Raw genomic sequence first — 23017 nt, 5'->3', positions numbered from 1 at the left:
CCGGCCATTGCGTTGAATCGCCATTGGCCGGCGCCGATGCCTCGGCCGCGGCGTCGAGGCCTTTGCGGTTACACTGTGTCAATCGGGCGCTGGCGGCATCGCCGCCAGCCTGCCCATCCCCATAGCCCGTCACAGGAGGTGATGTCGATGCACGCCCCCCGCTCCCGGCCGATTCGCTGGGGTCAGTTTGTGGCCTTCGCCGCGCTCATGGGCGCCTGCGGTATCGCTACCGCCGACGACGCCGAGCGGCTCGAGGCCGACCTGCGGGCGCTGTTCGGCGAGGGCGGCAGCCTCTCGCTGGGCGAGGTCTCGCGCGCCATGCTGCGCTCCCGCGTGACCGCCGAGGAGATCGTCTTCGAGGCCGATGAGGGCGAGCGCCTGCTGATCGATCGCTATGTCGTCAGCGGCGACTACGAGGCGCCCGACGAGGTGACCCTGGAGGGCATTCGCATCGAGGACAGTCTCACCGATCTCACCCTGATGAGCGCGGAGCGAATCGTGCTGGGGGAGCCCTCGCGGGCCGTGTTCCCGCTGCACGCCGACCTGGCGCCGGAGGAGGTGAGCGTCGGCAGCCTCGCCATCGACGGCATCGTGCTCGAACTCGCCTCCGAGCTGGCCGAGGAGCTCTTCCTCGACACGCCGCTGCAACGCGGCCGGGGTCGCATGACCATCGACCGGGTCCGCGGCGAGTCGCTGACCCATGACGCCATCGGCATGCTCGAGCTGACCGGCATCGAAGGTACCGCCGAAGAGCTGGACGAGATCGGCTCGGGCTCCTTCACCCTGGCCTCGCTGCGTCTCGAGGGCCTGACCGGCATCGATACCGAGGGCGAGGAGACGCTGGCTTCGCTGCGGTTGCACGACCTCGACGTGGACGCCAGCGAGCTGGTGGGCAGCCTGGACCTGCTCGACGTCGACGGCGATTTCGACGACGGCAAGGGTGGCCTGCGGCTCGAGGGGCTCTACGTCGACCTGGCGCGAATGATCGAGCTGGCGCCCGAGGAGGAGCGCAGCGAACTGCGAATGGCCAGCAACGTGCTCACCGACGGCAGCGGCGAGCTGCGGCTGGATGCCGCCTTGCTCGGCAGCTGGCAGGACAAGGGCGACCACAGTGTGCTGGTCAGCGACAGCGAGATCGACGTGCAGGACGCGCTGCGCCTGCTGTTCGACGTCAACCTGCCGGTGCAGCTGCCGTCAGGGGTGACGCCCGCCGACGCCTTTGCCGATACCGCGTGGCTGGAGCGCGCGACCCTGCTGGGTGGCGACATGCGTCTCAACCTGTCCGACGAGGGCCTGTTCGCGCGGATGGCCACCCTCGGGGCGGCGATGGAGGGTATCACCGAGGCACAGTACGTCGAGCAGGCCCGCACCCAGGCCCAGGGCATCGGCATGATGTTCGGCCCGGAGGCGCAGGCGGTGCTGCTGGGGCTGGTGGAGCTGCTGGAAGGCAGCGCCGAGGAGCTGGAGGTGCGCGCCAGCCTGCCTGCGGAGAGCAGCGTCGGCAGCTACAAGGCCGATCCGCTGGGGGTGGCGGAGAAGCTCAACATAAAAGTCGAGACCCGCTAAACCCGGCATGAGAATTTCTGCACCACTCCATGACGGCCTTTCATGTGAAAGCCGTCAGGGGCTGGGGTATCATGGCGCATCCCGATTTTCCCCGTGATGCGAGGTTTGCCGCCGATGTTCAGCCGTGACATGACGATTGCCGGTTTCGATGACGCCCTGTTCGATGCGATGCAGAAGGAGGTCGCTCGCCAGGAGGCGCACATCGAGCTGATCGCCTCCGAGAACTACGCCAGCCCCCGGGTGCTCGAGGCGCAGGGCAGCCAGCTGACCAACAAGTACGCGGAAGGCTACCCCGGCAAGCGCTACTACGGCGGCTGCGAGTACGTCGACATCGTCGAGCAGCTGGCCATCGACTATGCCAAGCAGCTGTTCGACGCCAGCTACGCCAACGTCCAGCCTCACTCCGGCTCCCAGGCCAACAGCGCCGTGTTCCAGGCGCTGGTCAAGCCGGGCGACACGGTGCTGGGCATGAGCCTCGACGCGGGCGGTCACCTGACCCACGGCGCCAAGCCCAACTTCTCGGGCAAGCACTACAACGCGGTGCAGTACGGCATCGACGACAGCGGCCGCATCGACTACGAGGAGGTGGCGCGGCTGGCCCGCGAGCACCAGCCGAAGATGATCATCGCCGGCTTCTCCGCCTATTCGCAGATCATCGACTGGGCCCGCTTCCGCCAGATCGCCGACGAGATCGGTGCCTACCTGCTGGTCGACATGGCCCACATCGCCGGCCTGGTCGCCGCCGGCAACTACCCGAGCCCGCTGCCCCACGCCCACGTGGTCACCACCACCACCCACAAGACCCTGCGCGGCCCCCGCGGCGGCCTGATCCTCTCCGCCGAGGGCGACGCCGAGATCGAGAAGAAGCTGCAATCCGCCGTCTTCCCGGGTGGCCAGGGCGGCCCGCTGGAGCACGTCATCGCCGCCAAGGCGGTGTGCTTCAAGGAAGCCATGGCACCCGAGTTCAAGGCCTACCAGCAGCAGGTGGTGAAGAACGCCCAGACCATGGCCGGGGTGTTCATCGAGCGCGGCTATGACGTGGTCTCCGGCGGCACCGAGGATCATCTGTTCCTGCTCTCGCTGATCAAGCAGGGCCTGACCGGCAAGGATGCTGACGCCGCCCTGGGCCGCGCTCACATCACCGTCAACAAGAACGCCGTGCCGGGCGACCCGCAGAGCCCGTTCGTCACCTCCGGCCTGCGCATCGGTACCCCGGCGGTGACCACGCGCGGCTTTGGCGAGAACGAATGCCGCGAACTGGCCGGCTGGATCTGCGACATCCTCGACGCCATGGCCAAGGGCGAGGACACCGCCGCCATCGAGGCCGAGGTGAAGGACAAGGTCGAGAGCGTCTGCGCACGCTTCCCGGTCTACCGCTGAGCCCCGTGGGGTAAAAAGTCTCTGGAATGGTTCCATCTTTGCGCCCTGTGCCGTACACGACGGCGCAGGGCGCTGCGTTTTGCATCGGCTTTTTGACTCAGAGCTGACCGAGATCCATGTTTTGCCTGCCTCCCAGGGCCCGCCTTCCATTATGCTGAAGGCAGGACAGCCACGGCGAAGGGGCAAGCTCAGATGTCGACATTGACGTTCCAGGGGGCGGTGGGGGAAGTCACCGGTTCGCGTTACCTGATCGAGGTGGAGGGCGCCGATCGCAGCTATCGCATCCTGCTCGAATGCGGACTGCACCAGGGCGGCAGGGAGGCGGATAGCGCCAACGCGGCGCCCTTCGGCGCCCTGGCCAAGCAGCTCGATGCGGTGGTGATCTCCCATGGACACCTGGATCATGCTGGGCTGTTGCCCAAGCTGGTGCGCGAGGGCTACGCCGGCCCGATCCACTGTACCCGTGGCACGCGCGACCTGCTCGACATCATGCTCGAGGACGCGGCCTTCATCATGGCCAAGGACGTCGAGTGGGAGAACAAGTGGCGCAAGCGCAACGACAAGCCGCTGGCCGAGCCGCTCTACGGGCTGGAGGACGTCGAACGCACGCTGGCGCTGTGCAAGTCCCATGGCTACGGCCAGCCTGTTGCGCTGCCGGGCGGCGCAACCGTGGTATTCCACGATGCCGGTCACATCCTGGGCTCGGGCATCGTGGAGCTGGCGATCCCCTCCGGCGGGCTGACGAAGCGCCTCGTCTTCTCCGGCGACCTGGGCAACCCCGGCTCGGTGCTGATGAAGGCGCCCGTGAAGCTCCACGAGGCCGACCTGGTGCTGATGGAGAGCACCTACGGCGACCGCGACCATCGGCCGCTCGAGGAGACGCTCGAGGAGTTCGCCCGGGTGCTGGAGGAGGCCCATGCCGACGGCGGCAACGTCCTCATCCCGGCCTTCGCCGTGGGCCGCACCCAGGAGATCCTCTATCACCTGAGCGTGCTCTATCACGAGGGGCGGCTGCGCCAGCAGATGGTGTTCCTCGACAGCCCGATGGCGATCAAGGTCACCGAACTCTACCACCGCGCACGCAAGTCGCTGGATGCCGACGACCTGAAGGTGCTCAACGTCGCCGCCAGCGGCGACACCAGCCGCTACCTGCCGATCCTGCGCATGACCCGTTCGGTGGAGGAGTCCATGGCCATCAATCGCATCCACGGCGGGGCGATCATCATCGCCGGGGCCGGCATGTGCACCGGCGGGCGCATTGTCCACCACTTCCGCTACAACCTCGAGAAGACCAGCACCCGCCTCGTGATCGTCGGTTTCCAGGCCGCCGGCACCCTGGGCCGTCAGCTCGTCGACGGTGCCGAGCGGGTGCGCGTGCTGGGCCAGGAGCTGGCGGTGAGGGCCAGGGTGCATACCATCGGCGGGTTCTCCGCCCATGCCGGGCAGAGCGAGCTGATCGGCTGGGCCGGGGCCTTCCGAGAGCGCCCTCGCTTCTACCTGGTGCACGGCGAGCCGGACACCCAGAAGATCTTGAAATCGGCCCTGGCCGCGAGCGGCATCGAGGCCGAGATTCCCGCCTACGGCGACCGCGTCGAGCTCTAGACAGGTCATCGGCTGCGGTGACGCGAGGCGGTGCGCTGAAGGTTCGGCTCGCGTCTCGCCCCGCTCGCCGGGCTATCGCCGTTGGCTTCAAGACGGTCGACTTTATATCACAAAAAGATCTAACGATAGAACTGAAAAGGAGGTATGCTGCCCCCATCTGACAGCCAACGACACCCAAGGGAGGTCATGGCCCATGTCCCAGCCCATCGTGACCCACTTCTTCGACGAACCCACCAACACCTTCAGCTACGTGGTCAGGGATCCCGACAGCCACGCCTGTGCGATCCTCGACTCGGTGCTCGACTTCGACTACGCCGCGGGGCGCACCGATACGCGCTCGGCGGAGGCGATCGTCGACTTCATCCAGCGCGAGGGGCTGACCGTGGAGTGGATTCTCGAGACCCACGTGCACGCCGACCACCTCTCCGCGGCCCCTTTCCTGCACGACAGGCTGGGCGGCAGGACCGGCATCGGTGCCCGCATCGTCGAGGTGCAGGAGATCTTCGGCAAGGCGTTCAACGCCGGTACCGAGTTCGCCCGCGACGGCAGCCAGTTCGACCGTCTCTTCGAGGAGGGCGACACTTTCGCCATCGGCCACCTCGAAGGATACGTGCTGCACACCCCGGGCCACACCCCGGCCTGCCTGACCTATGTGATCGGCGATGCGGCCTTCGTCGGCGATACCCTGTTCATGCCCGACTACGGCACCGCTCGCTGCGACTTCCCGGGCGGTGACGCGCGCACGCTCTATCGCTCCATCCAGAAGGTGCTCGCCCTGCCGGACGAGACACGACTCTTCCTGTGCCACGACTACAAGGCGCCGGAGCGCGAGGAGTACCGGCACGAGACCAGCGTGGCCGAGCAGCGTGCCCATAACGTCCACGTTCACGAAGGCATCGGCGAGGAGGAGTTCGTCCGCATGCGCACCGAGCGCGACGCCACCCTCGACATGCCGCGACTGATCCTGCCGTCGGTACAGGTCAACATGCGCGCCGGCCACATGCCGCCGCCCGAGGACAACGGCCAGGTCTACCTCAAGGTGCCGATCAACAAGTTCTGAGAGCCGCCGCGATGAGTCCCAAGCGCTATCTGCCGATCCTGCAGTGGCTGCCGGGCTATGGCCGCGCCACCCTGGCAAGCGATCTGCTGGCCGCGGCCATCGTGACCGTCATGCTGATCCCGCAGTCGCTGGCCTATGCCATGCTGGCGGGGCTGCCGCCCGAGGTGGGGCTCTATGCCAGCATCGCGCCGCTGATGGTCTACGCCGTGTTCGGCACCAGCCGCACCCTGGCGGTGGGGCCGGTGGCGGTGGTGGCGCTGATGACGGCGGCGGCGGTGGAGCAGGTCGCCCCCCAGGGCTCGCCGGAGTACCTCGGCGCCGCGCTGACGCTGACGCTGCTGTCGGGGCTCATCCTGACCCTGATGGGGCTGGCACGGCTGGGCTTTCTGGCCAACTTTCTCAGTCATCCGGTGATTTCGGGCTTCATCACCGCCTCGGGGCTGATCATCGCGATCAGCCAGCTCAAGCATGTGCTGGGCGTGGAGGCCCGCGGTCATAACCTGCTGGAGCTGCTGGTCAGCCTGGGTGGCAGCCTGGAGGGGGTAAATGGGCCTACGCTGGTCATCGGCCTCTGCGTGCTGGCTTTCCTCCATGTCGCCCGCCGTTGGCTCAAGCCCGGCCTTGGGAAACTGGGCGTGTCCGCACGGCCCGCGGACATGCTGACCAGGGCGGCGCCGATCCTGGCCGTCGCCGTCACCACCTTGGCCACCTGGGGCCTGGACCTGGAGGCGCGGGGCGTGGCGGTGGTGGGAGCGGTGCCTGCGGGCCTGCCGCCACTGTCCCTGCCAGGCTTCGAGGTCGGCCTGTGGCGGGAGCTGTGGGTGGCGGCGCTACTGATCAGCATCGTCGGCTTCGTGGAATCGGTCTCGGTCGGCCAGACCCTCGCCGCCAAGCGGCGCCAGCGCATCGACCCGGACCAGGAGCTGCTGGGCCTGGGCACCTCCAACATCTCGGCTTCCCTGACCGGGGGCATGCCGGTGACCGGTGGCTTCGCCCGCTCGGTGGTCAACTTCGATGCCGGCGCCGAGACGCCTGCCGCCGGCGCGTTCACCGCCGTAGGCATCGCCATCGCCGCGCTGCTGCTGACCCCGCTGCTCGCCTACCTGCCGATCGCCACGCTAGCGGCGACCATTATCGTGGCCGTGCTCTCCCTAGTGGATGTCAAGGCCATCCGGCACACCTGGAATTACTCACGCTCCGATGCCCTGGCCATGATCGCCACCATCGGCGTGACGCTCGGCCACGGGGTGGAGAGCGGCATCCTCGCCGGGGTGGGGCTGTCACTGGCGCTGCATCTCTACAACACCAGCCGTCCCCACAGCGCCGTGGTGGGCCGGGTGCCAGGTACCGAGCACTTTCGCAACGTGCAACGTCATGCCGTGGAGACCGACGAGCGCCTGGCCATCCTGCGCATCGACGAGAGCCTCTATTTCGCCAATGCCCGCTACCTGGAGGACACGGTGATGGAGCTGGCCGCACGCCGGCCGGGGCTTGCCCACATCGTGCTCGCCTGCCAGGCGGTCAATGTCATCGACGCCTCGGCGCTGGAGAGCCTCGAGGCGATCAACGCCAGGCTCAGGGATGCCGACGTGCGGCTGCACCTGGCGGAGGTCAAGGGGCCGGTGATGGACCGCCTGCAGCATACCGAGTTCTGCCGCGAGATGAGCGGCCGGGTGTTCCTGAGTACCTACGACGCCTGGCGCGCGCTGCATGGCGAAAGCGACGGCACGCCGTCGCCTCCCGGCGCCATCGGGTTGCCGCTGCGCTGAAGCCGGCGGCGTGAGGTTGCCTGGCGCCGCGGAACGCTGCGGCCGCCTGGTGAATGGTATCTGACGACATTGCAAGAGGAGCAAGAGAGACGTGGACGGGAACGCAACACTGCATGGACTGATCGGCGGCGTGCTGATCGGCCTCTCCGCCACCTGGCTGATGGCCACGCTGGGGCGTATCGCCGGGATCAGCGGCATCATCGGCAACCTGATCACCGCGCGCCCCAGGGGCGACAGCGCCTGGCGCTTCGCCTTCCTGCTCGGGCTGATCAGCGGCCCCGCCCTGCTGCTGTTGCTGGGTGGCAGCCTGGGCAACGTCGCCGGTTTCCCGGGCGAGGTGGTCGGCGCCCCCGCCGGTGGCGTGGCGCTGATGCTGGTCGCCGGCCTGCTGGTGGGGGTCGGCACGGGGCTCGGCAGCGGCTGCACCAGCGGCCATGGCGTCTGCGGGCTGGCGCGGCTGTCGCCGCGCTCGATGGTGGCCACGGTCACCTTTCTGGGGACGGCGATCGTCACCGTCTATCTGGTTCGACACGTGTTCGGAGGTGGCGCATGAGGACGCTGATGGGCTACGTGGCCGGCCTGCTGTTCGGCCTCGGCCTGGGTGTCTCGGGCATGACCGATCCGGCCCGGGTGCTGGGCTTCCTGGACCTCGCCGGCGCCTGGGATCCCACGCTGGTGTTCGTCCTCGGCGGCGCCGTGACGACCACCTTCATCGGCTATCGGCTGGTGCTGCGCCGGGCGCGCCCGCTCGTGGGCGAGACCTTCCAGTTGCCGACCCGCCAGGACCTGGATGGCCGCCTGATCGGCGGCGCTGCGCTGTTCGGTGTCGGCTGGGGGCTCTCCGGCTACTGCCCGGGGCCGGCGTTTGCCTCCGTCGTCGGGTTGACGGCGCCGCTGCTGGCCATGCTGGTGGCGATGGTCGCCGGCTGGTTCCTGGCCAGGGCGATTCCCTCCCGAGCGTGAGCGCCGCCGCAGGTCGCCGCGGCGTCAACCACGCGGCGTCCTGCGGCCCTGCTCAAGGTGCTTCGCCGCCCATCATCTCCACCAGACGCTCCTCGCCGGGCATCCCATCCACCCGTTCCAGCCGACCATCACGCAGGTACAGGGTGCTCGGCGTGGCGTAGAAGCCCAGTTCCTCGAACAGCTGGTTGTTGCGGTAGACCTGGTCCTCGATGTCTCGGGGCTGGGCCTCGGCGGCAATGTCATCACCGCTGTTGTGACGCTGCAGGGAGGCCTCCGGATCTTCGGCACCCAGCAGGACAGCGGCCTTTGCCGGACTGTCGGGTTCCAATACGCCTACCATGACGTGGCGCAACTGCACCTCGCCCGCCTCCACCCAGGGCCGCGTGGCTTCCCAGAAACGATGGCAGTAAGGGCAGTTCGGGTCGGTAAAGGTGTAGAGGATGCGGGGAGCGTCTGCGCTGCCGTCGGCGATCCAGTGGCTCTCCTCGAGCCGCTGCCATAGCTCGCCTTCCTGCGGGGCGCGAATCAACTCGTCCAGCGGAGCCTCGGAGAGGTCGTTGCCTTCGGCATCGATCATGGTGCCGACGATGGCGTGCTTGGCGTCGGCGGTCACGTACACGATCATCTCGCGGCCCTGATGGGTGGCGGCATAGCCGGTGAGGCCGCCTGGCGCCTGGAATTCACCGTGAATCTCGATCCCTTCCGCGATCAGCGCTCGTACGGGCGCCGGCCACTCCTCTGCCAGGGTGGCCGTGGCTGTGGCGAGGGTAACCAGCGCCGCCGCAAGCCGCGTGAAACGAAGTCCCATGTATGTGTCCTTGAGCGAGTTCCATTAACGGGCTGCCAGGGGACGGGCAGCGTGTCGGGTTGACGCAATCGAATACGCCAGGAGGAGCACATAGTATGCTGTGCTTCGCTGCCCAAGCCTGGTGCCTGCCAACCATACAACAAGGAGTCCCGTTATGATGCTGCCCCGTGCATTGCTTGTCGCCACCGGGCTGTCGCTGGTGTCGCTGCCGGCTACCGCCGAGCCGCTGGTCGTCGAGGAGGCGCAGGTGCGCGCCGTGCCGCCCGGCTCGCAGACCTCCGCCGCCTTCATGACGCTGCGCAACCCGGGGCAGCGTGACGTGGTGCTGGTGGCGGCGGAGACCCCGGTGGCGAAGGCGGCGGAACTGCACGACCACCAGGACGCGGACGGCGTGATGCAGATGCGCCAGGTGGCGCAGATCGTCGTGCCGGCGGGTGGCAGCACTTCGCTGGCTCCCGGCGGCCTGCACATGATGCTGATCGGCCTGACCGCACCGCTGGCGGAAGGCGAGCCCGTCGAGATCGAGCTGAGGTTCGACTCGGGCGATACCCAGCGCCTCGAGGCCCCGGTCAGGCGCATCGTCGTGGACGACGAGGGGAGCCATGGGCAGGGACACGGCCACTGACACCAGCGCGAGGCGCGATCGGCTGTGCTGGGCGGGGGAGGGGCGAGCGGGTACAATGTCGGGTCAACCAGTGACCATGCGCGACCCTGCGGTCGCCCCGCTTCACGTTCGGACCGATACCATGCATTGCCCCTTTTGCGGCGCCCATGATACCCGTGTGACCGACTCCCGCCTGGTGGCGGAGGGCGATCAGGTGCGCCGACGCCGTCAGTGCACCGATTGCGGCGAGCGCTTCACCACCTACGAGACCGCCGAGCTGGTGATGCCGCGAGTGGTGAAGTCCGATGGTTCCCGCGAGAGCTTCGACGAGCACAAGCTGCGCGCCGGCATGCTGCGCGCGCTGGAGAAGCGGCCGGTGAGCGCCGAAGCCATCGAGGCGGCCGTGGAGCGGATTCGTCATCGCCTGCGAGCCAGCGGCGAGCGCGAAGTGCAGGCGCGCGACATCGGCGATGTCGTGATGCAGGCGCTCAAGCGCCTGGACCAGGTGGCCTACATCCGCTTCGCCTCGGTCTATCGCCGCTTCCAGGATATCGATGAGTTCCGTGCCGAGATCGATCGTCTCGCCCAGGAGCCCGGTTTCCCCCCCGGTACCGCCGACGACTAGCCAGCAGGAGTCCCATGGCCAAGCCGACCGATGCCGCCTGGATGGCCCGTGCGCTGCAGCTTGCCCGCCGCGGCCTCTATACCACCCACCCCAACCCCCGCGTCGGTTGCGTGATGGTCAAGCACCGTCGCCTGGTCGGCGAGGGCTGGCACCTGCGGGCCGGTGAACCGCATGCCGAGGTCCATGCGCTGCGCATGGCGGGCGAGGCGGCCCGTCGCGCCACCGCCTACGTGACCCTGGAACCGTGCTCCCACCAGGGGCGTACCGGCCCCTGTGCGGTGGCACTGATCGAAGCCGGCGTCAGGCGGGTCGTGGTGGCCATGCAGGATCCCAATCCCGAGGTGTCCGGACGCGGTGTCGCCATGCTGCGCGAGGCGGGCGTCGAGGTGGAGGTGGGGCTGCTCGAGGAAGAGGCGAGGGCCCTCAACCCGGGCTTCATCTCGCGCATGACCCGGCTGCGCCCCTACCTGCGCCTGAAGATGGCCATGAGCCTGGACGGCCGCACCGCCATGCCGTCGGGCGAATCGCAGTGGATCACCGGGCCGCATGCCCGCGCCGAGGTACAGCGGCTGCGCGCCAGTGCCAGTGCGGTCATGACCGGCGTCGACTCGATCATCTTCGACAATTCGCGGCTCACGGTGCGGGCGTCGCAGCTCGGCCTCGACGATGGCGAGGCCATCGCCGCGCGCCAGCCGCTGCGCGTCGTGGTCGATACCCGGCTGCGCCTGCCCCAGGCCGCGGCCTGCCTGCGCGAGCCGGGACGCACCCTGGTGGCGACCGTGCCCGGGCACGACAGGCAGCGGCGGGCGCGCCTGGAAGCGGCCGGTGCCGAGGTGGTGGTGCTGCGCGCCGGCGACGACGGGCGCGTCGACCTGCATGCGCTGATGCACTACCTGGCCGAACAGGAACTGGTCAACGAGGTGCTGCTGGAAACCGGGGCCACGCTGGCCGGGGCCATGCTGGACGCCGGCCTGGTCGACGAGATGCAGCTGTTCGTCGCGCCGACGCTGCTCGGCGGCGAGGCGCGCCCGCTGTTCGCCCTGCCGGGGCTGACGCGCATGGCCCAGCAGCGTCCTCTGGAGATCCTCGATATCCGCGCCGTCGGGCGCGACTGGCGGATCACGGCGCGGCCGGGACGAAGGCAGGAGTGAATGGCGCGGCCCCGGGCGCCAATGTACTCGCTACTGGCGCCCGACGCCGCGCCAATGTACTCGCTACTGGCGCCCGACGCCGCGCCAATGTACTCTGACGCCCATTCAACGTGGTGCGATATTGTCGGCAGTGTTGTGCCGCGGTGCACTATCGCCCAGGAAGTCGATCGACATTCGGAGATTCCAGCGTGCAATCTTCCCCCGGGGGCCTGGCTCCCATCGAAGACCTGATCGAGGACATTCGGCAGGGCAAGATGGTGATCCTCATGGACGATGAGGATCGCGAGAACGAAGGCGATATCATCATGGCCGCCGAGAAGGTCGAGGCCGAGCATATCAACTTCATGGCGCGCCACGCGCGCGGCCTGATCTGCATGCCGATGACCCGCGAACGCTGCGAGCGCCTCAAGCTGCCGCTGATGGTGAGCGACAACGGCTCCGGCTTCGGCACCAAGTTCACGCTCTCCATCGAGGCCGCCGAGGGCGTCACCACCGGCATCTCCGCCGCCGACCGCGCGCGTACCGTGCGGGTCGCCGCAGCGCGCAATGCGCGTGCCGAGGACATCGTCCAGCCCGGCCACATCTTCCCGCTGATGGCGGAGCCGGGCGGCGTGCTGCGGCGCGCCGGGCACACCGAGGCGGCCTGTGACCTGGCCGCCCTGGCCGGCTTCGATCCCAGCGGCGTGATCTGCGAGATCATGAACGACGACGGCAGCATGGCGCGGCGCCCGGAACTCGAGCGCTTCGCCGCCGAGCACGGCATCAGGATGGGCACCATCGCCGACCTGATCCACTACCGGATCCACAACGAGCAGACGGTGGAGCCGGTGGAGTCCACGCTGGTCGATACGGCCGTGGGCAAGCTGACCCTGCACGTCTTCCACGACCGGATTCAGAATGCCCACCACGTGGCACTGGTGAAGGGGGAGCCGCGGCCCGACGCCCTGACCACGGTGCGCGTGCACCTGGCCGATACCATGCGCGACCTGCTGGGCCTGCAGAAGAGCGAGGGTCGCAACTGGACGACCCACAGCGCGCTGGAGGAGATCGCCCGGGTCGAGCACGGCGTGTTCGTGCTGCTCGACGACGGCCGCCCGCACCAGGACTTCCGCGATCAGCTGGAAGTGTTCCTGGAGCGCCGTCGCCTGCCGCGGACCAGCGACTCCGACGGTGCGGGCAACTACCTGACCATCGGCACCGGCTCGCAGATCCTGCGCCACCTCGGCGTGGGGCGCATGCGTCTGCTCAGTTCGCCGTGGAAGTTCTCGGCGCTCTCCGGCTTCGACCTCGAGGTGGTCGAGCTGATCGCGCCGGGCGAAGAGGGGGCGGGCGCCGAGGAGGGCTGAGCCGACGCCTCTTCGCTTGTGCAAGGGGCCGGCACGAGCTGCCGGCCCGCTCGACTTCAGCAGGATCCCTAGCGTTTTCAGCGGGACCATTTTCATCAGGAATCAACGATGCATACCCTGTCTCAACTGGAAGGCAACTTCGTCGACGTCGACGGCCGCTACGTGATCGTGGTCGGGCGCTTCAACCATCACGTCGTCGACAGCCTGGTCGAAGGCGCCGTGGATAGCCTGGTGCGCCACGGTGTGGATGCCGAGCATATCGATATCGTCCACGTGCCGGGCGCCTGGGAACTGCCGCTGGCGGTGAAGCGCGCGCTGCAGGTCGCACGCCCCGACGCGGTGATCGCGCTGGGCGCGGTGATCCGTGGCGGCACGCCGCACTTCGAGTACGTGGCGGGTGGCTGCAACGCGGCGCTCGGCAACCTTCAGCTCGAGTTCGACACACCCATCGCCAACGGCGTGCTGACGGTCAATTCGATCGAGCAGGCCATCGAGCGCTCCGGCACCAAGGCCGGCAACAAGGGCGCCGAGGCGGCCATGGCCGCGATGGAGATGGTCTCGCTGCTGCGCGGCTTCGGCGACCACCAGAGCGGAGCGGACTCATGAGTGCATCGCGCCCGCAGCGGTCCCCCTCCGCGGGCCAGCAAGCGCGACGAGCGGCCCGTGAACTGGCGGTGCAGGGGCTCTACCAGTGGCACATGACCGGCAAGTCGGCCACCGCCATCGAGGCCGAGTTTCGCAGCCAACAGCCCGACGAGGACCTCGAGGACCACGAGAACTGGACCAAGGTGATGCAGATCGCCGACCTGGCGCTGTTCCATGAGCTGTTCCACAACGTGGTGCGCTTTCGCGAGGACCTGGACGCCTCCATCAAGCCGCTGCTCGACCGCCGCCTGGAAGACCTCGACCCCATCGAGCTGGCCATCCTGCGCCTCGGCACCTATGAACTCAGTCGCCGGCTGGACGTGCCCTATCGGGCCGTGATCAACGAAGGCGTCGAGCTGGCCAAGTCGTTCGGCGCCACCGACGGGCACAAGTACGTCAACGGCATTCTCGACAAGCTGGCCGCCCGGTTGCGTAGCGCCGAGGTCAGGGCGCGTCGCGGCTGAAGGTGCCTCCGGTGGCCAGCGAATTCGAACTGATCGCCCGCCATTTCACCCCCGCTGTACCCGGCCCCGAGGCCGGCGTGCCGCTGGGGGTGGGCGACGACTGCGCGCTGCTCGCGCCGCGACCGGGAAAGCAGGTGGCGGTCAGCGTCGACACCTCGGTCGCCAACGTGCACTTTCCTGCCGATGCCCCGGCCGAGGCGATCGGCTACCGGGCGCTGGCGGTGAGCCTGAGCGACCTGGCGGCGATGGGGGCCGAGCCGCGCTGGTGCCTCATGGCGCTCTCGCTCGAGCGCGATGACGATGCCTGGCTGGCGGCCTATGCACGCGGCTTCCACTCCCTGTGCCGGGCCAGCCGTGTCGCCCTGGTGGGAGGGGACGTGACCCGAGGCGAGCTCGCCATCGGCGTCACGGTGATGGGCGAGGTCCCTGCCGGCGAGGCGCTCAGCCGCAGCGGCGCGCGCCCCGGCGACGTGCTGGCCGTCACCGGTGCCCTCGGCGGCGGAGCCGGCGGGCTCGCGCTGTGGCAGCGCGGCGAGCGCGACCTCGGCCACCCCCTGCTGAAGCGCTACCTCAAGCCGGCCCCGCGGCTCGACGCCGGCCTGGCGCTGCGCGGCCTGGCGCACGCCGCCATCGACCTCTCCGACGGGCTGCTGGCGGACCTCGAGCATCTCCTGGCGGCGTCGGGCACGGGGGCAAGGCTCGAGCCCGAGGCGCTGCCCCTGGCGGAGGGGCTGGTCGCGGCGCTGGGAGAAGCGGCGGCACATCGCGCCGCGCTGTGCGGTGGCGACGACTACGAGCTGCTCGTCAGCCTGCCTCGCAGCGCCCTGGAGGAAGCCAGGCGGCGCCTGGCGGCACAAGGATTGGCGCTGACCGAGGTCGGCACGGTGTGTGGCGAGCCCGGGATCTCGGGGGTCGACCTCGATGGCACCCATGGCTGGCAGCACTTCCGCGGAGGCGAGTCGTGAACCGCTGTCCGCCGAGCGTCTGGCGACGCCCCGTCCATTTCTTCGCCTTCGGCCTGGGCAGCGGTGGCGTGCCCTGGGCGCCGGGCACCTTCGGAACCCTGGCGGCGATCCCCTTCTACTGGCTGCTCTCGGAACTGCCGCTGACCTGGTACCTGACGCTGGTTTCGGTCTCCTTCCTGGCGGGGGTGTGGCTGTGCGACAAGACATCGCGGGATCTCGGGGTCCATGACCACTCCGGCATCGTGTGGGACGAGTTCGTCGGTTACTGGATCACCATGGCGGCCGTGCCGTTCTCCTGGGAGGCGGCGCTGTGGGGCTTCGTGCTGTTCCGTATCTTCGACGTGTTCAAGCCGTGGCCGATCCGCTGGGCCGACCGGCGCGTGGCGGGCGGGTTCGGCATCATGATCGACGACGTCCTCGCCGCCATCTACGCCTGGAGCACGATGCACCTGTGGCTCTGGTTGCACTAAGTTGCATATTGTAGAGCGGGCGGGGCAAGGAAACGGACAGGGAGGCGAAAGCTATGCGCAAGGAACGGCTCATCGTCCCGCTGCTGGTCGTGCTGCTGCTGGCCTGGCTGACGGGGCAGGCCGTCTCGAGCTGGCTGTTCGAGCGCGAGATGCGGCGCACGCTCGCCGACCTGGAGGCGCGCGGGGAACTCGACATCAAGCGGGGGGACGTGGAGCAGGGCTGGTGGTCCTCGACCGGTCGCATTCGCCTGGCACCGCTGCTCGGCCGGGCGTGGCAGCTGGAGCTGACCTATCAGGCCCGGCACGGCGTGCTCAGCACCCATCTCGACGGCGAGGCGATGCTGCGTCACGGCACCGACGGGGAGAATCCGTTCGCCGATTCGCTGGTCTCCTCTCCGCCCCAGTGGGAAGCGAGCTACCACACCCTGAGCGGTACCATCGAGGGCAGTGTCCAGCTGTCGCCGCTGCGCATCACCCAGCAGCAGCGTGAACTCAGCTTCGAAGGCGGCCGGCTGCGGTTCAGGGGCGAGCAGGGCAACTGGCGGTTGCGTGGCCAGCTGGACGCGTGGACGCTCAGCGACGGCGACGCCCGACTGGAGATCGGCCCCGCCATCCTGCATAGCCAGTACGCCTATACCGAGGGGGCGCACGCCTTCACCCAGGTCGATCGCCTGCAGGTCGAGTCGCTCTCCTGGCAACAGCCGCAGCTCAAGCTCGACGCCAGCGCCCTGCGCCTGGCGAACCGTATCACCCTGGACGACCAGGAGCTGCGCATGCAGCTCGACCTCGACCTGGGCGAGATCCACACCGCCGAGCAGCTCCTGCTGACCGGTCAGGTGGAAGCCGAGCTGTCGCGGCTCAACGCCGATGCGATTCGCGGCACCATGTCGCGACTGCGCCAGCTGGCCGCCGGCGGTCGTCACGGCGACGGGCGCGATGCGCTGCTGGCCGAGCTCGAACCCGACCTGCTGGCGACCCTGCGCGATTCGCCGCGCCTCGACCTCAAACGCCTCGAACTGGACAGCCCGATGCTGGGGCTGGCCGCCCGGGTCGACGGCGCGCTGTTCTTCGACGGTCGCCGGGTGGAGGCACTGAGCCTGGTCGACCTCGACGAGCCCGCCGTCAAGGAGCGTTGGCGGCAGCGTCTCGATGGCGACTTCACCTGGCACGAGCTGCCCACGGTCGTCGCGCTGTGGCTCGGCTTGCCGTTGGATACCCGCACGCTCGAGGTCGACATCGGGCGGGGCCAGGTCCGCGTCAACGGTCGTCCGCTGCCGCCGCTGTGGCGCTGAACGGGCGCCGCGACGCCTCTCTTCGCCTGCAAATGACCTCTCCGACTTGAAGTTGGTCGCTGTCGCCCGCATTGCTCAGCTCAGTGTGTATCCGGCTTTCCCAGCTTCAGGACGAGGTTTTCATGAGCGAGCATGATCAGGACGAACACAACTGGCAGCGGGCGAGGAAGGAGGCCGATGAGGCGCTGGGCTCCGATGGCGAGGTCGACGAGGTCGCCAACGCGGTGATTCCGGCCAGCGACTACCTGCCCGAGCGCATCTACCTGCTGCCGATCCACAATCGCCCCTTCTTTCCCGCCCAGGTCCAGCCGCTGGTCATCAACCGCGAGCGCTGGGAGGAGACCATGCGCCGCGTGGGCAACACGCCGCACCAGACGCTGGGGGTGGCCTACGTCGGCGACAGGTCGGTGGATGAACTCGGTCATGAACATTTTCCCGAGATCGGCACCGCGGTCAGGGTGCACAAGATGCAAGGCGAGGAGGGCCAGCTGCAGTTCATCGCCCAGGGCCTGCGTCGCTTCCGCGTCCAGCGCTGGCTGTCGAAGACCCCGCCCTACCTGGTCGAGGTCAGCTATCCGCGCGAGCCGGTCAAGACCGACGAGGACGAGACCCGCGCCTATGCCATGGCGATCATCAACGGCATCAAGGAGCTGCTGCCGATCAACCCGCTCTACGGCGAGGAGCTCAAGCACTATCTCAATCGCTTCAGCCCCCACGAGCCGGGGCCGCTGACCGACTTTGCCGCGGCCATTACCTCGGCCAAGGGGCGCGAGCTGCAGACGGTGCTCGAGACCCTGCCGGTGCAGGCGCGCATGGAGAAGGTGCTGCCGCTGCTGCGCAAGGAGATCGACGTCGCCCAGCTGCAGACCGAGATCAGCGAGCAGGTCAATGCCCAGATGCAGGAGCGCCAGCGCGAGTTCTTCCTGCGCGAGCAGCTCAAGGTGATCCAGCGCGAGCTGGGCATCTCCAAGGATGACCGCGAGAACGACGTCGACACCTTCCGCGACCGTCTCGAGGGGCTGACCGTGCCGCCCAAGGTGCTGACCCGCATCGAGGAGGAGCTCGACAAGCTCTCGGTGCTGGAGACCGGCTCGCCGGAGTACGGCACCACGCGCAACTACCTCGACTGGCTCACCTCCATGCCGTGGGGCGTGCGCAGCCAGGACCAGCTCGACCTGGCCCACGCCCGGACGGTCCTCGATCGCGACCACGACGGCCTCAAGGACGTCAAGGAGCGTATCATCGAGTTCCTCGCCGAGGGCACCTTCAAGGGCGACGTGGGCGGCTCCATCCTGCTGCTGGTCGGCCCGCCCGGGGTGGGCAAGACCTCGGTGGGGCGCTCCATCGCCGAGGCGCTGGGGCGCGAATTCTACCGCTTCTCGGTGGGCGGCATGCGCGACGAGGCCGAGATCAAGGGCCACCGTCGCACCTACATCGGCGCCATGCCGGGCAAGCTGGTACAGGCGCTCAAGGAGGTCGAGGTCGAGAACCCGGTGATCATGCTCGACGAGATCGACAAGCTGGGCAAGTCGTTCCAGGGCGACCCGGCCTCGGCCCTGCTCGAGGTGCTCGACCCCGAGCAGAACGTCGACTTCCTCGACCACTACCTCGACGTGCGCCTGGACCTCTCCAAGGTGCTCTTCGTGTGCACCGCCAACGCGCTGGACACCATCCCCGGGCCGCTGCTCGACCGCATGGAGCAGATCCGCCTGTCGGGCTACATCGCCGAGGAGAAGGTGGCCATCGCCAAGCACCACCTGTGGCCCAAGCTGCTCGAGCGCGACAGGATCCCGAAGAAGCGCATCAACCTCACCGACGCGGCGCTGCGCCAGGTGATCGAGGGCTACGCCCGCGAGGCCGGCGTGCGCCAGCTCGAGAAGCAGCTGCACAGCATCGTGCGCAAGGCCGCGGTCAAGCTGCTCGAAGGCGAGCAGGCGTCGGTACGCATCTCGGTCAAGAACCTCGAGGAATACCTCGGCGCGCCGCTGTTCCGCCAGGAGCAGGTGCTCCGCGGCGAGGGCGTCGTCACCGGCCTGGCCTGGACCTCCATGGGCGGTGCCACCCTGCCCGTCGAGGCCGGCAAGGTGCACTCGCTGACCCGCGGCTTCAAGCTCACCGGCAAGCTCGGCGAGGTCATGCAGGAGTCGGCCAACATCGCCTACAGCTACACGCTTGGGCACCTCGCCGAGTACGGGGTCGATACCGACTTCTTCGACTCGGCCTTCGTGCACCTGCACGTGCCCGAGGGCGCCACCCCCAAGGACGGTCCCTCGGCGGGCGTGACCATGGCCACGGCGCTGCTGTCCCTGGCGCGCCACCAGGGCATCGACCGGCCGCTGGCGATGACCGGCGAGCTGACCCTGACCGGCAAGGTGCTGCCGGTGGGCGGGATTCGCGAGAAGATCATCGCCGCCCGGCGCAGCAGGATCTTCGAGGTGATCCTGCCCGAGGCCAACCGCCGCGACTACGACGAGCTGCCCGACTTCCTCAAGGCGGGCATGAACGTGCACTTCGCCAAGCGCTATCGCGACGTGGCCAAGGTGGCGTTCGGCCTCTGAAGCCGGCCTGGCGGCGCTACAGGGCGACGTTGGCGCCGCCGTCCACCACCAGGGTCTCGCCGCTGACGAAGGTGTTGCCCGCCGCGGCCAGGAAGGCCACCGCGCGGGCCACCTCGTCGGCGCCGGCGACCCGGCCGAGCGGCGTGGCGGCCTGCCAGCGGCGGCGCGACTCCGCCCCGGCATCCTGCATGCCGGCACTGACCGGGCCCGGCGCCACGGCATTGACCAGAATGCCGTGGGGGCCGAGCTCGACCGCCAATGCCCGGCTCAGCGCCAGCATGGCGCCCTTGCACATGGCGTAGGTCGAGCGCTCGGCGGTGGTTCGCAGGCCGTGGGCCGAGGCGACGATGACGATGCGCCCGCCACCCTGGGCGAGCATCAGTCGGGCGGCGGCCTGCAGCGCCTGGTAGGCGCCGCGGACATTGACCGTCAGCATGGCGTCGAGCGCGTCGGCCGACACCTCGACGAAAGGCCCGCGCTGGATCACGCCGGCGGCATTGACGAACACCTCGAGCCCGGCGCCCCGCGCCTCGATCCCGGCGAAGGCGGCGGAGATATCCTCGGGGCGGGCCAGGTCGCAGCCGACGAAGGCGCATCGCTGCGGCCAGGCGTCGACAAGGGGCGCCGCGGTCGTGCGTCGCTCCTCGCGGTCCAGGACATGAACGAAATCGCCCGCCGCGAGCAGCTGTTCGACGATGGCGCTGCCGATTCCTCCGGCGCCGCCCAGTACGGCCGTGGTACGCATGGCTGATCCTTAATTTCCCTTGCGCCAAAAAATCGGCATTATAGTCTTTTGCAGGATGTTTCCTAATAAATGCGTCATCCTGGATCACTACAACAAGTGCATCGTCAACGACTGCTGGACATTCGAGGGAGAATCACATGCCGCATCCCAAGCACGCCTTTACCCGCACCCTGCTGGCATCGGCTGCCGCCGTGCTGCTGGGCAGCGTCGCGCTATCCGCCCAGGCCGAGACCCGCGTGACCTACAAGTCCGCCTCGGCCGGTACCGCCTATTACCAGATGGGGGTCGAGCTCTCCGAGGCGATTCGCCGGGGCACCGATGGCGAGGTGGAGCTGACCCTGGAAGAGAGCCAGGGCTCGGTGCAGAACGTCATGGAGGTGATGGCGAGGCAGGGCAACTATGTCTTCACCACCCCGCCAGGGCTGGTCGAGCAGGCCATGGCCGGCGAAGGGCCCTTCGCCGAGCGCCAGAGCCCGCGCTTCGAGGAGATTCGTGGCCTGTTCCCGATTCCCGCCATCACCATGCACTTCGTGGTGGCGGGCGACGAGGGCGTGATCGGCCTGGAGGATCTCGAGGACAAGCACATCCTGATCGGCCGCGGTACCTTCGGTGCCCGCGAGGCGGAGCGCTATCTCGAGCTGTTCGACATGCTGGAGCGGGTGCGTGTCGCCAATGCCGAGGTCGGCAGCGGCCCCGATGCGCTGAAGAACGGTCAGATCGATGCCTTCGTCACGGCGAGTTCCTTCCCCACGCCCAACGTGATCGAGACCGCCGCCAGCATGCCGATCAGCCTGGTCAGCCTGAGCGACGAGCAGATCGAGCGGACCGGCGCGGCGCGCCAGACCATCCCGGCCGGCACCTACAACGGCGTCGACGAGGATGTCGAGACCACCTCGTTGCCGGTGATCGCCTACACCACCGCGGACATGGACGAGGAGACCGCCTACACCCTGACCAAGACCTTCTGGGAACGGCGCGATGCCATGGCCGAGGAGTCTCCCTGGTGGGGCAGCATCACCCAGGACATGATCGGCAACATCGCCGGGTCGCTGCACCCCGGTGCCGTGCGCTACTACGACGAAGCCGGAATCGACTTCCCCGACGACTTGCGTTAACCCCGGCTTGCCGGGCCGGTGACGGCGCACGCCGTGCCGGCCCCGCGTCACAGGCTCCCTGATCTATGCTATCGACATGTTCCGCTTCACCCACGGCCGGCTCGACCGTGGGCAATGACGTGCCGCGGATCCACCCGGCCTGGGTGCTCCTCGGTGCGCTCACGGTCACCTTCCACCTGGGGCTGATCTTCTACGGCCTGGCGCCGGCGCTGGTGAGCCGGCCGATCCACATGGCGCTGGCACTGCCCTGGATCCTGATCCTCCCGGCGCGCACCCCCTTCGAGCGCTGGAGCGGTTGGCTGCTGACCGCGCTCGGCGTGGCCGCCTGCGGCTACATCGCCTGGAACGAGGAGGCGCTGGCCGACCAGTACGGCTTCATCGACAACGGCTACCAGATGGCCCTGGGGGTGTTCCTGATCGTGCTGACGCTGGAGGCGGCGCGCCGGGCGATCGGCTGGCCGCTGCCCCTGGTGGCACTGACGGCGCTGGCCTACGCGGTGTTCGGCGCGCACATCCCCGGCCAGTTCGGCCACCCGGGGCTGCCGATGGAGAGCTTCGTCGGCACCCTGACCATCGCCGAGAGCGGGCTGTGGGGCTCGCTCACCGGGGTCAGCGTGGGCGTGGTGGCCATCTTCGTCATCTTCGGCGCGGTGCTCAACGCCGGCGAGGCGGGGCGCGGCTTCATGAACCTGGCCAGCGCCTGCGCCGGGCGCCTGACCGGCGGTGCGGCCAAGGTGGCGGTGATCTCTTCGGCGCTGATGGGCTCGATCTCGGGCTCGGCCTCGGCCAACGTGGCGTCGACCGGTGCCATCACCATTCCCTCCATGGTGCGCCTGGGGTATCCGCGTGCCCTGGCCGGCGGCGTCGAGGCGGTGGCCTCCTCGGGCGGACAGATCATGCCGCCGTTGATGGGGGCGGGAGCGTTCGTCATGGTCGAGCTCACCGGCACCCCCTACACCCAGATCATGGCCGCGGCGCTGCTGCCGGCGATTCTCTACTTCGCTACCGTGTGGATGGGCATCAACGCCTACGCCACGCGCCACGATCTGCGCCCCATGGCCGCGGCAGACCGGCCCGGCGGCAAGGAGGTGGCGATCACCTCGCTGTTCTTCGCCGTGCCCTTCGTGCTGCTGCTCGAGCGCATCTTCCTCGGCGGCTACACGCCCCAGTACGCGGCCAGCGTCGCCATCTTCGCCGGCATGCTGCTGCTGTTCCTCGACGTGACCCTCGCCTTCTCCCTGCGCGGTTTCGCTTCGCGCATGGCCGAGGCGGCGGTCACCGCCGGTCGCCAGGTGGCGGTGATCGGCGCGATCATCATCTGTGCCTCGCTGGTGATCGGGGTGCTCTCGCTGACGGGGCTAGGGGTCAAGATCACCTCCGGCATCCTCTCGCTGTCGGGCGAGATGCTGTGGCCGGCGCTGCTGCTCACCGCGCTCGCCTGCCTGGTGCTGGGCATGGAGGTACCGACCACCGCCGCCTACGTGATCTGCGTATCGGTGGCGGGGCCGGCGCTCACCTCGCTCGGCCTCGAGCCGCTGCTGGCCCACCTGTTCGTGTTCTGGTTCGCCTTGCTCTCGACCATCACGCCGCCGGTGTGCGGGGGTGTGTTCATCGCCGCCGGCATGGTCGGGGAAAACTGGCTCAAGGTGGCCTTCAAGGCCATGGCGCTGGGTATCGGGCTCTACCTCATCCCGTTGGCCATGGTTGCCAACCCCGACGTGATCCGCCTCGCCTTCGACCCGCTCTGGGCCGTGTTCGACGCGCTCAAGATCGCGTTCGGCCTCGCCGCCATCTCCTACGGCGTGATCGCACGGCGTCCGGTGTGGCTGCGGCTGGGGCTGGTGGGGGCGGGGGCGCTGGTGATCTTCGCCCTGTAAGCCGACCCTCTG

Annotated in this window: 21 protein-coding genes; 19 read left to right on the top strand and 2 right to left on the bottom strand. The window is 68.6% G+C overall.

Annotation, left to right across the window (positions count from 1 at the left end; all coding sequences use genetic code 11):
- Positions 1-147: 147 nt before the first annotated feature.
- The 7 genes from DIS04_RS11490 to DIS04_RS11460 all read left to right on the top strand — a co-directional run bounded on the left by DIS04_RS11490 (position 148) and on the right by DIS04_RS11460 (position 8340).
- Positions 148-1566 (top strand): hypothetical protein, encoded by a 1419-nt coding sequence (locus tag DIS04_RS11490; protein WP_245904549.1) that lies wholly within the window; start codon positions 148-150, stop codon positions 1564-1566.
- A 114-nt stretch (positions 1567-1680) separates the two neighbouring features.
- Positions 1681-2946 carry a serine hydroxymethyltransferase gene (glyA, locus tag DIS04_RS11485; protein WP_111413918.1) on the top strand — a complete coding sequence of 422 codons (1266 nt, stop codon included), beginning with the start codon at positions 1681-1683 and terminating at the stop codon, positions 2944-2946.
- A 192-nt stretch (positions 2947-3138) separates the two neighbouring features.
- Positions 3139-4548 (top strand): MBL fold metallo-hydrolase RNA specificity domain-containing protein, encoded by a 1410-nt coding sequence (locus DIS04_RS11480; protein ID WP_111413917.1) that lies wholly within the window; start codon positions 3139-3141, stop codon positions 4546-4548.
- 193 nt (positions 4549-4741) lie between these two features.
- On the top strand, positions 4742-5608 hold the full coding sequence (locus DIS04_RS11475; RefSeq protein ID WP_111413916.1) for an MBL fold metallo-hydrolase: 867 nt from the start codon (positions 4742-4744) through the stop codon (positions 5606-5608).
- Positions 5609-5619: 11 nt separating this feature from the next.
- Positions 5620-7377, top strand: a complete 1758-nt coding sequence (locus DIS04_RS11470; protein ID WP_111413915.1) for a SulP family inorganic anion transporter — start codon at positions 5620-5622, stop codon at positions 7375-7377.
- Positions 7378-7468: 91 nt separating this feature from the next.
- Positions 7469-7930 carry a YeeE/YedE family protein gene (locus tag DIS04_RS11465; RefSeq protein WP_111413914.1) on the top strand — a complete coding sequence of 154 codons (462 nt, stop codon included), beginning with the start codon at positions 7469-7471 and terminating at the stop codon, positions 7928-7930.
- Entirely contained in the window at positions 7927-8340 is a 414-nt protein-coding gene (locus tag DIS04_RS11460; RefSeq protein WP_111413913.1) for a DUF6691 family protein, read from the top strand. Before DIS04_RS11465 ends, DIS04_RS11460 begins: the two co-directional genes overlap by 4 nt.
- Before the next feature lie 52 nt (positions 8341-8392).
- On the opposite strand, the gene dsbG is transcribed toward DIS04_RS11460, so the two are convergent.
- Positions 8393-9148 carry a thiol:disulfide interchange protein DsbG gene (dsbG, locus tag DIS04_RS11455; RefSeq protein WP_111413912.1) on the bottom strand — a complete coding sequence of 252 codons (756 nt, stop codon included), beginning with the start codon at positions 9146-9148 and terminating at the stop codon, positions 8393-8395.
- A 154-nt stretch (positions 9149-9302) separates the two neighbouring features.
- Here dsbG and DIS04_RS11450 point away from each other — a divergent pair, with 154 nt between their 5' ends.
- The 10 genes from DIS04_RS11450 (at position 9303) to lon (ending at position 19268) form a co-directional block, all read left to right on the top strand.
- The gene (locus tag DIS04_RS11450; protein WP_111413911.1) at positions 9303-9773 is read left to right on the top strand and encodes a copper chaperone PCu(A)C; all 471 of its coding nucleotides are present in this window, start codon (positions 9303-9305) and stop codon (positions 9771-9773) included.
- A 121-nt stretch (positions 9774-9894) separates the two neighbouring features.
- On the top strand, positions 9895-10377 hold the full coding sequence (gene nrdR / locus DIS04_RS11445) for a transcriptional regulator NrdR (RefSeq protein WP_111414043.1): 483 nt from the start codon (positions 9895-9897) through the stop codon (positions 10375-10377).
- Positions 10378-10391: 14 nt separating this feature from the next.
- Positions 10392-11528, top strand: coding sequence for a bifunctional diaminohydroxyphosphoribosylaminopyrimidine deaminase/5-amino-6-(5-phosphoribosylamino)uracil reductase RibD (gene ribD, locus DIS04_RS11440; protein ID WP_111413910.1), 1137 nt, complete (start codon positions 10392-10394; stop codon positions 11526-11528).
- Positions 11529-11716: 188 nt separating this feature from the next.
- A complete protein-coding gene (gene ribBA, locus DIS04_RS11435) occupies positions 11717-12874 on the top strand; it encodes a bifunctional 3,4-dihydroxy-2-butanone-4-phosphate synthase/GTP cyclohydrolase II (RefSeq protein ID WP_111413909.1) in 1158 nt (385 codons plus the stop codon).
- A gap of 108 nt (positions 12875-12982) precedes the next feature.
- The gene (gene ribH / locus DIS04_RS11430) at positions 12983-13480 is read left to right on the top strand and encodes a 6,7-dimethyl-8-ribityllumazine synthase (protein ID WP_111413908.1); all 498 of its coding nucleotides are present in this window, start codon (positions 12983-12985) and stop codon (positions 13478-13480) included.
- Positions 13477-13983, top strand: coding sequence for a transcription antitermination factor NusB (nusB, locus tag DIS04_RS11425; RefSeq protein WP_111413907.1), 507 nt, complete (start codon positions 13477-13479; stop codon positions 13981-13983). Before ribH ends, nusB begins: the two co-directional genes overlap by 4 nt.
- 11 nt (positions 13984-13994) lie before the next feature.
- The gene (thiL, locus tag DIS04_RS11420; protein ID WP_111413906.1) at positions 13995-14948 is read left to right on the top strand and encodes a thiamine-phosphate kinase; all 954 of its coding nucleotides are present in this window, start codon (positions 13995-13997) and stop codon (positions 14946-14948) included.
- Positions 14945-15418: a phosphatidylglycerophosphatase A family protein gene (locus tag DIS04_RS11415; protein WP_111413905.1), complete on the top strand. Its 474-nt coding sequence runs from the start codon at positions 14945-14947 to the stop codon at positions 15416-15418. The genes thiL and DIS04_RS11415 overlap by 4 nt, the downstream gene beginning before the upstream one ends.
- A gap of 53 nt (positions 15419-15471) precedes the next feature.
- Complete coding sequence (locus DIS04_RS11410) at positions 15472-16710, top strand: DUF945 family protein (protein ID WP_111413904.1); 1239 nt, start codon at positions 15472-15474, stop codon at positions 16708-16710.
- A gap of 122 nt (positions 16711-16832) precedes the next feature.
- Positions 16833-19268 (top strand): endopeptidase La, encoded by a 2436-nt coding sequence (gene lon / locus DIS04_RS11405; protein WP_111413903.1) that lies wholly within the window; start codon positions 16833-16835, stop codon positions 19266-19268.
- A 16-nt stretch (positions 19269-19284) separates the two neighbouring features.
- Here the strand turns inward: lon and DIS04_RS11400 are convergent, their stop codons facing one another.
- Positions 19285-20013 carry an SDR family NAD(P)-dependent oxidoreductase gene (locus DIS04_RS11400; protein WP_111413902.1) on the bottom strand — a complete coding sequence of 243 codons (729 nt, stop codon included), beginning with the start codon at positions 20011-20013 and terminating at the stop codon, positions 19285-19287.
- Between the two features lie 137 nt (positions 20014-20150).
- On the opposite strand from DIS04_RS11400, the gene DIS04_RS11395 reads away from it, so the two are divergent.
- A complete protein-coding gene (locus DIS04_RS11395; protein ID WP_111413901.1) occupies positions 20151-21128 on the top strand; it encodes a TAXI family TRAP transporter solute-binding subunit in 978 nt (325 codons plus the stop codon).
- A 65-nt stretch (positions 21129-21193) separates the two neighbouring features.
- Positions 21194-23005, top strand: a complete 1812-nt coding sequence (locus DIS04_RS11390) for a TRAP transporter permease (protein ID WP_245904548.1) — start codon at positions 21194-21196, stop codon at positions 23003-23005.
- Positions 23006-23017: the final 12 nt, after the last annotated feature.

It is taken from the genome of Billgrantia lactosivorans (assembly GCF_003254665.1).
Taxonomy (GTDB): Bacteria; Pseudomonadota; Gammaproteobacteria; order Pseudomonadales; family Halomonadaceae; genus Halomonas; species Halomonas lactosivorans.
This window is presented reverse-complemented; position numbering and strand designations above follow the sequence as displayed.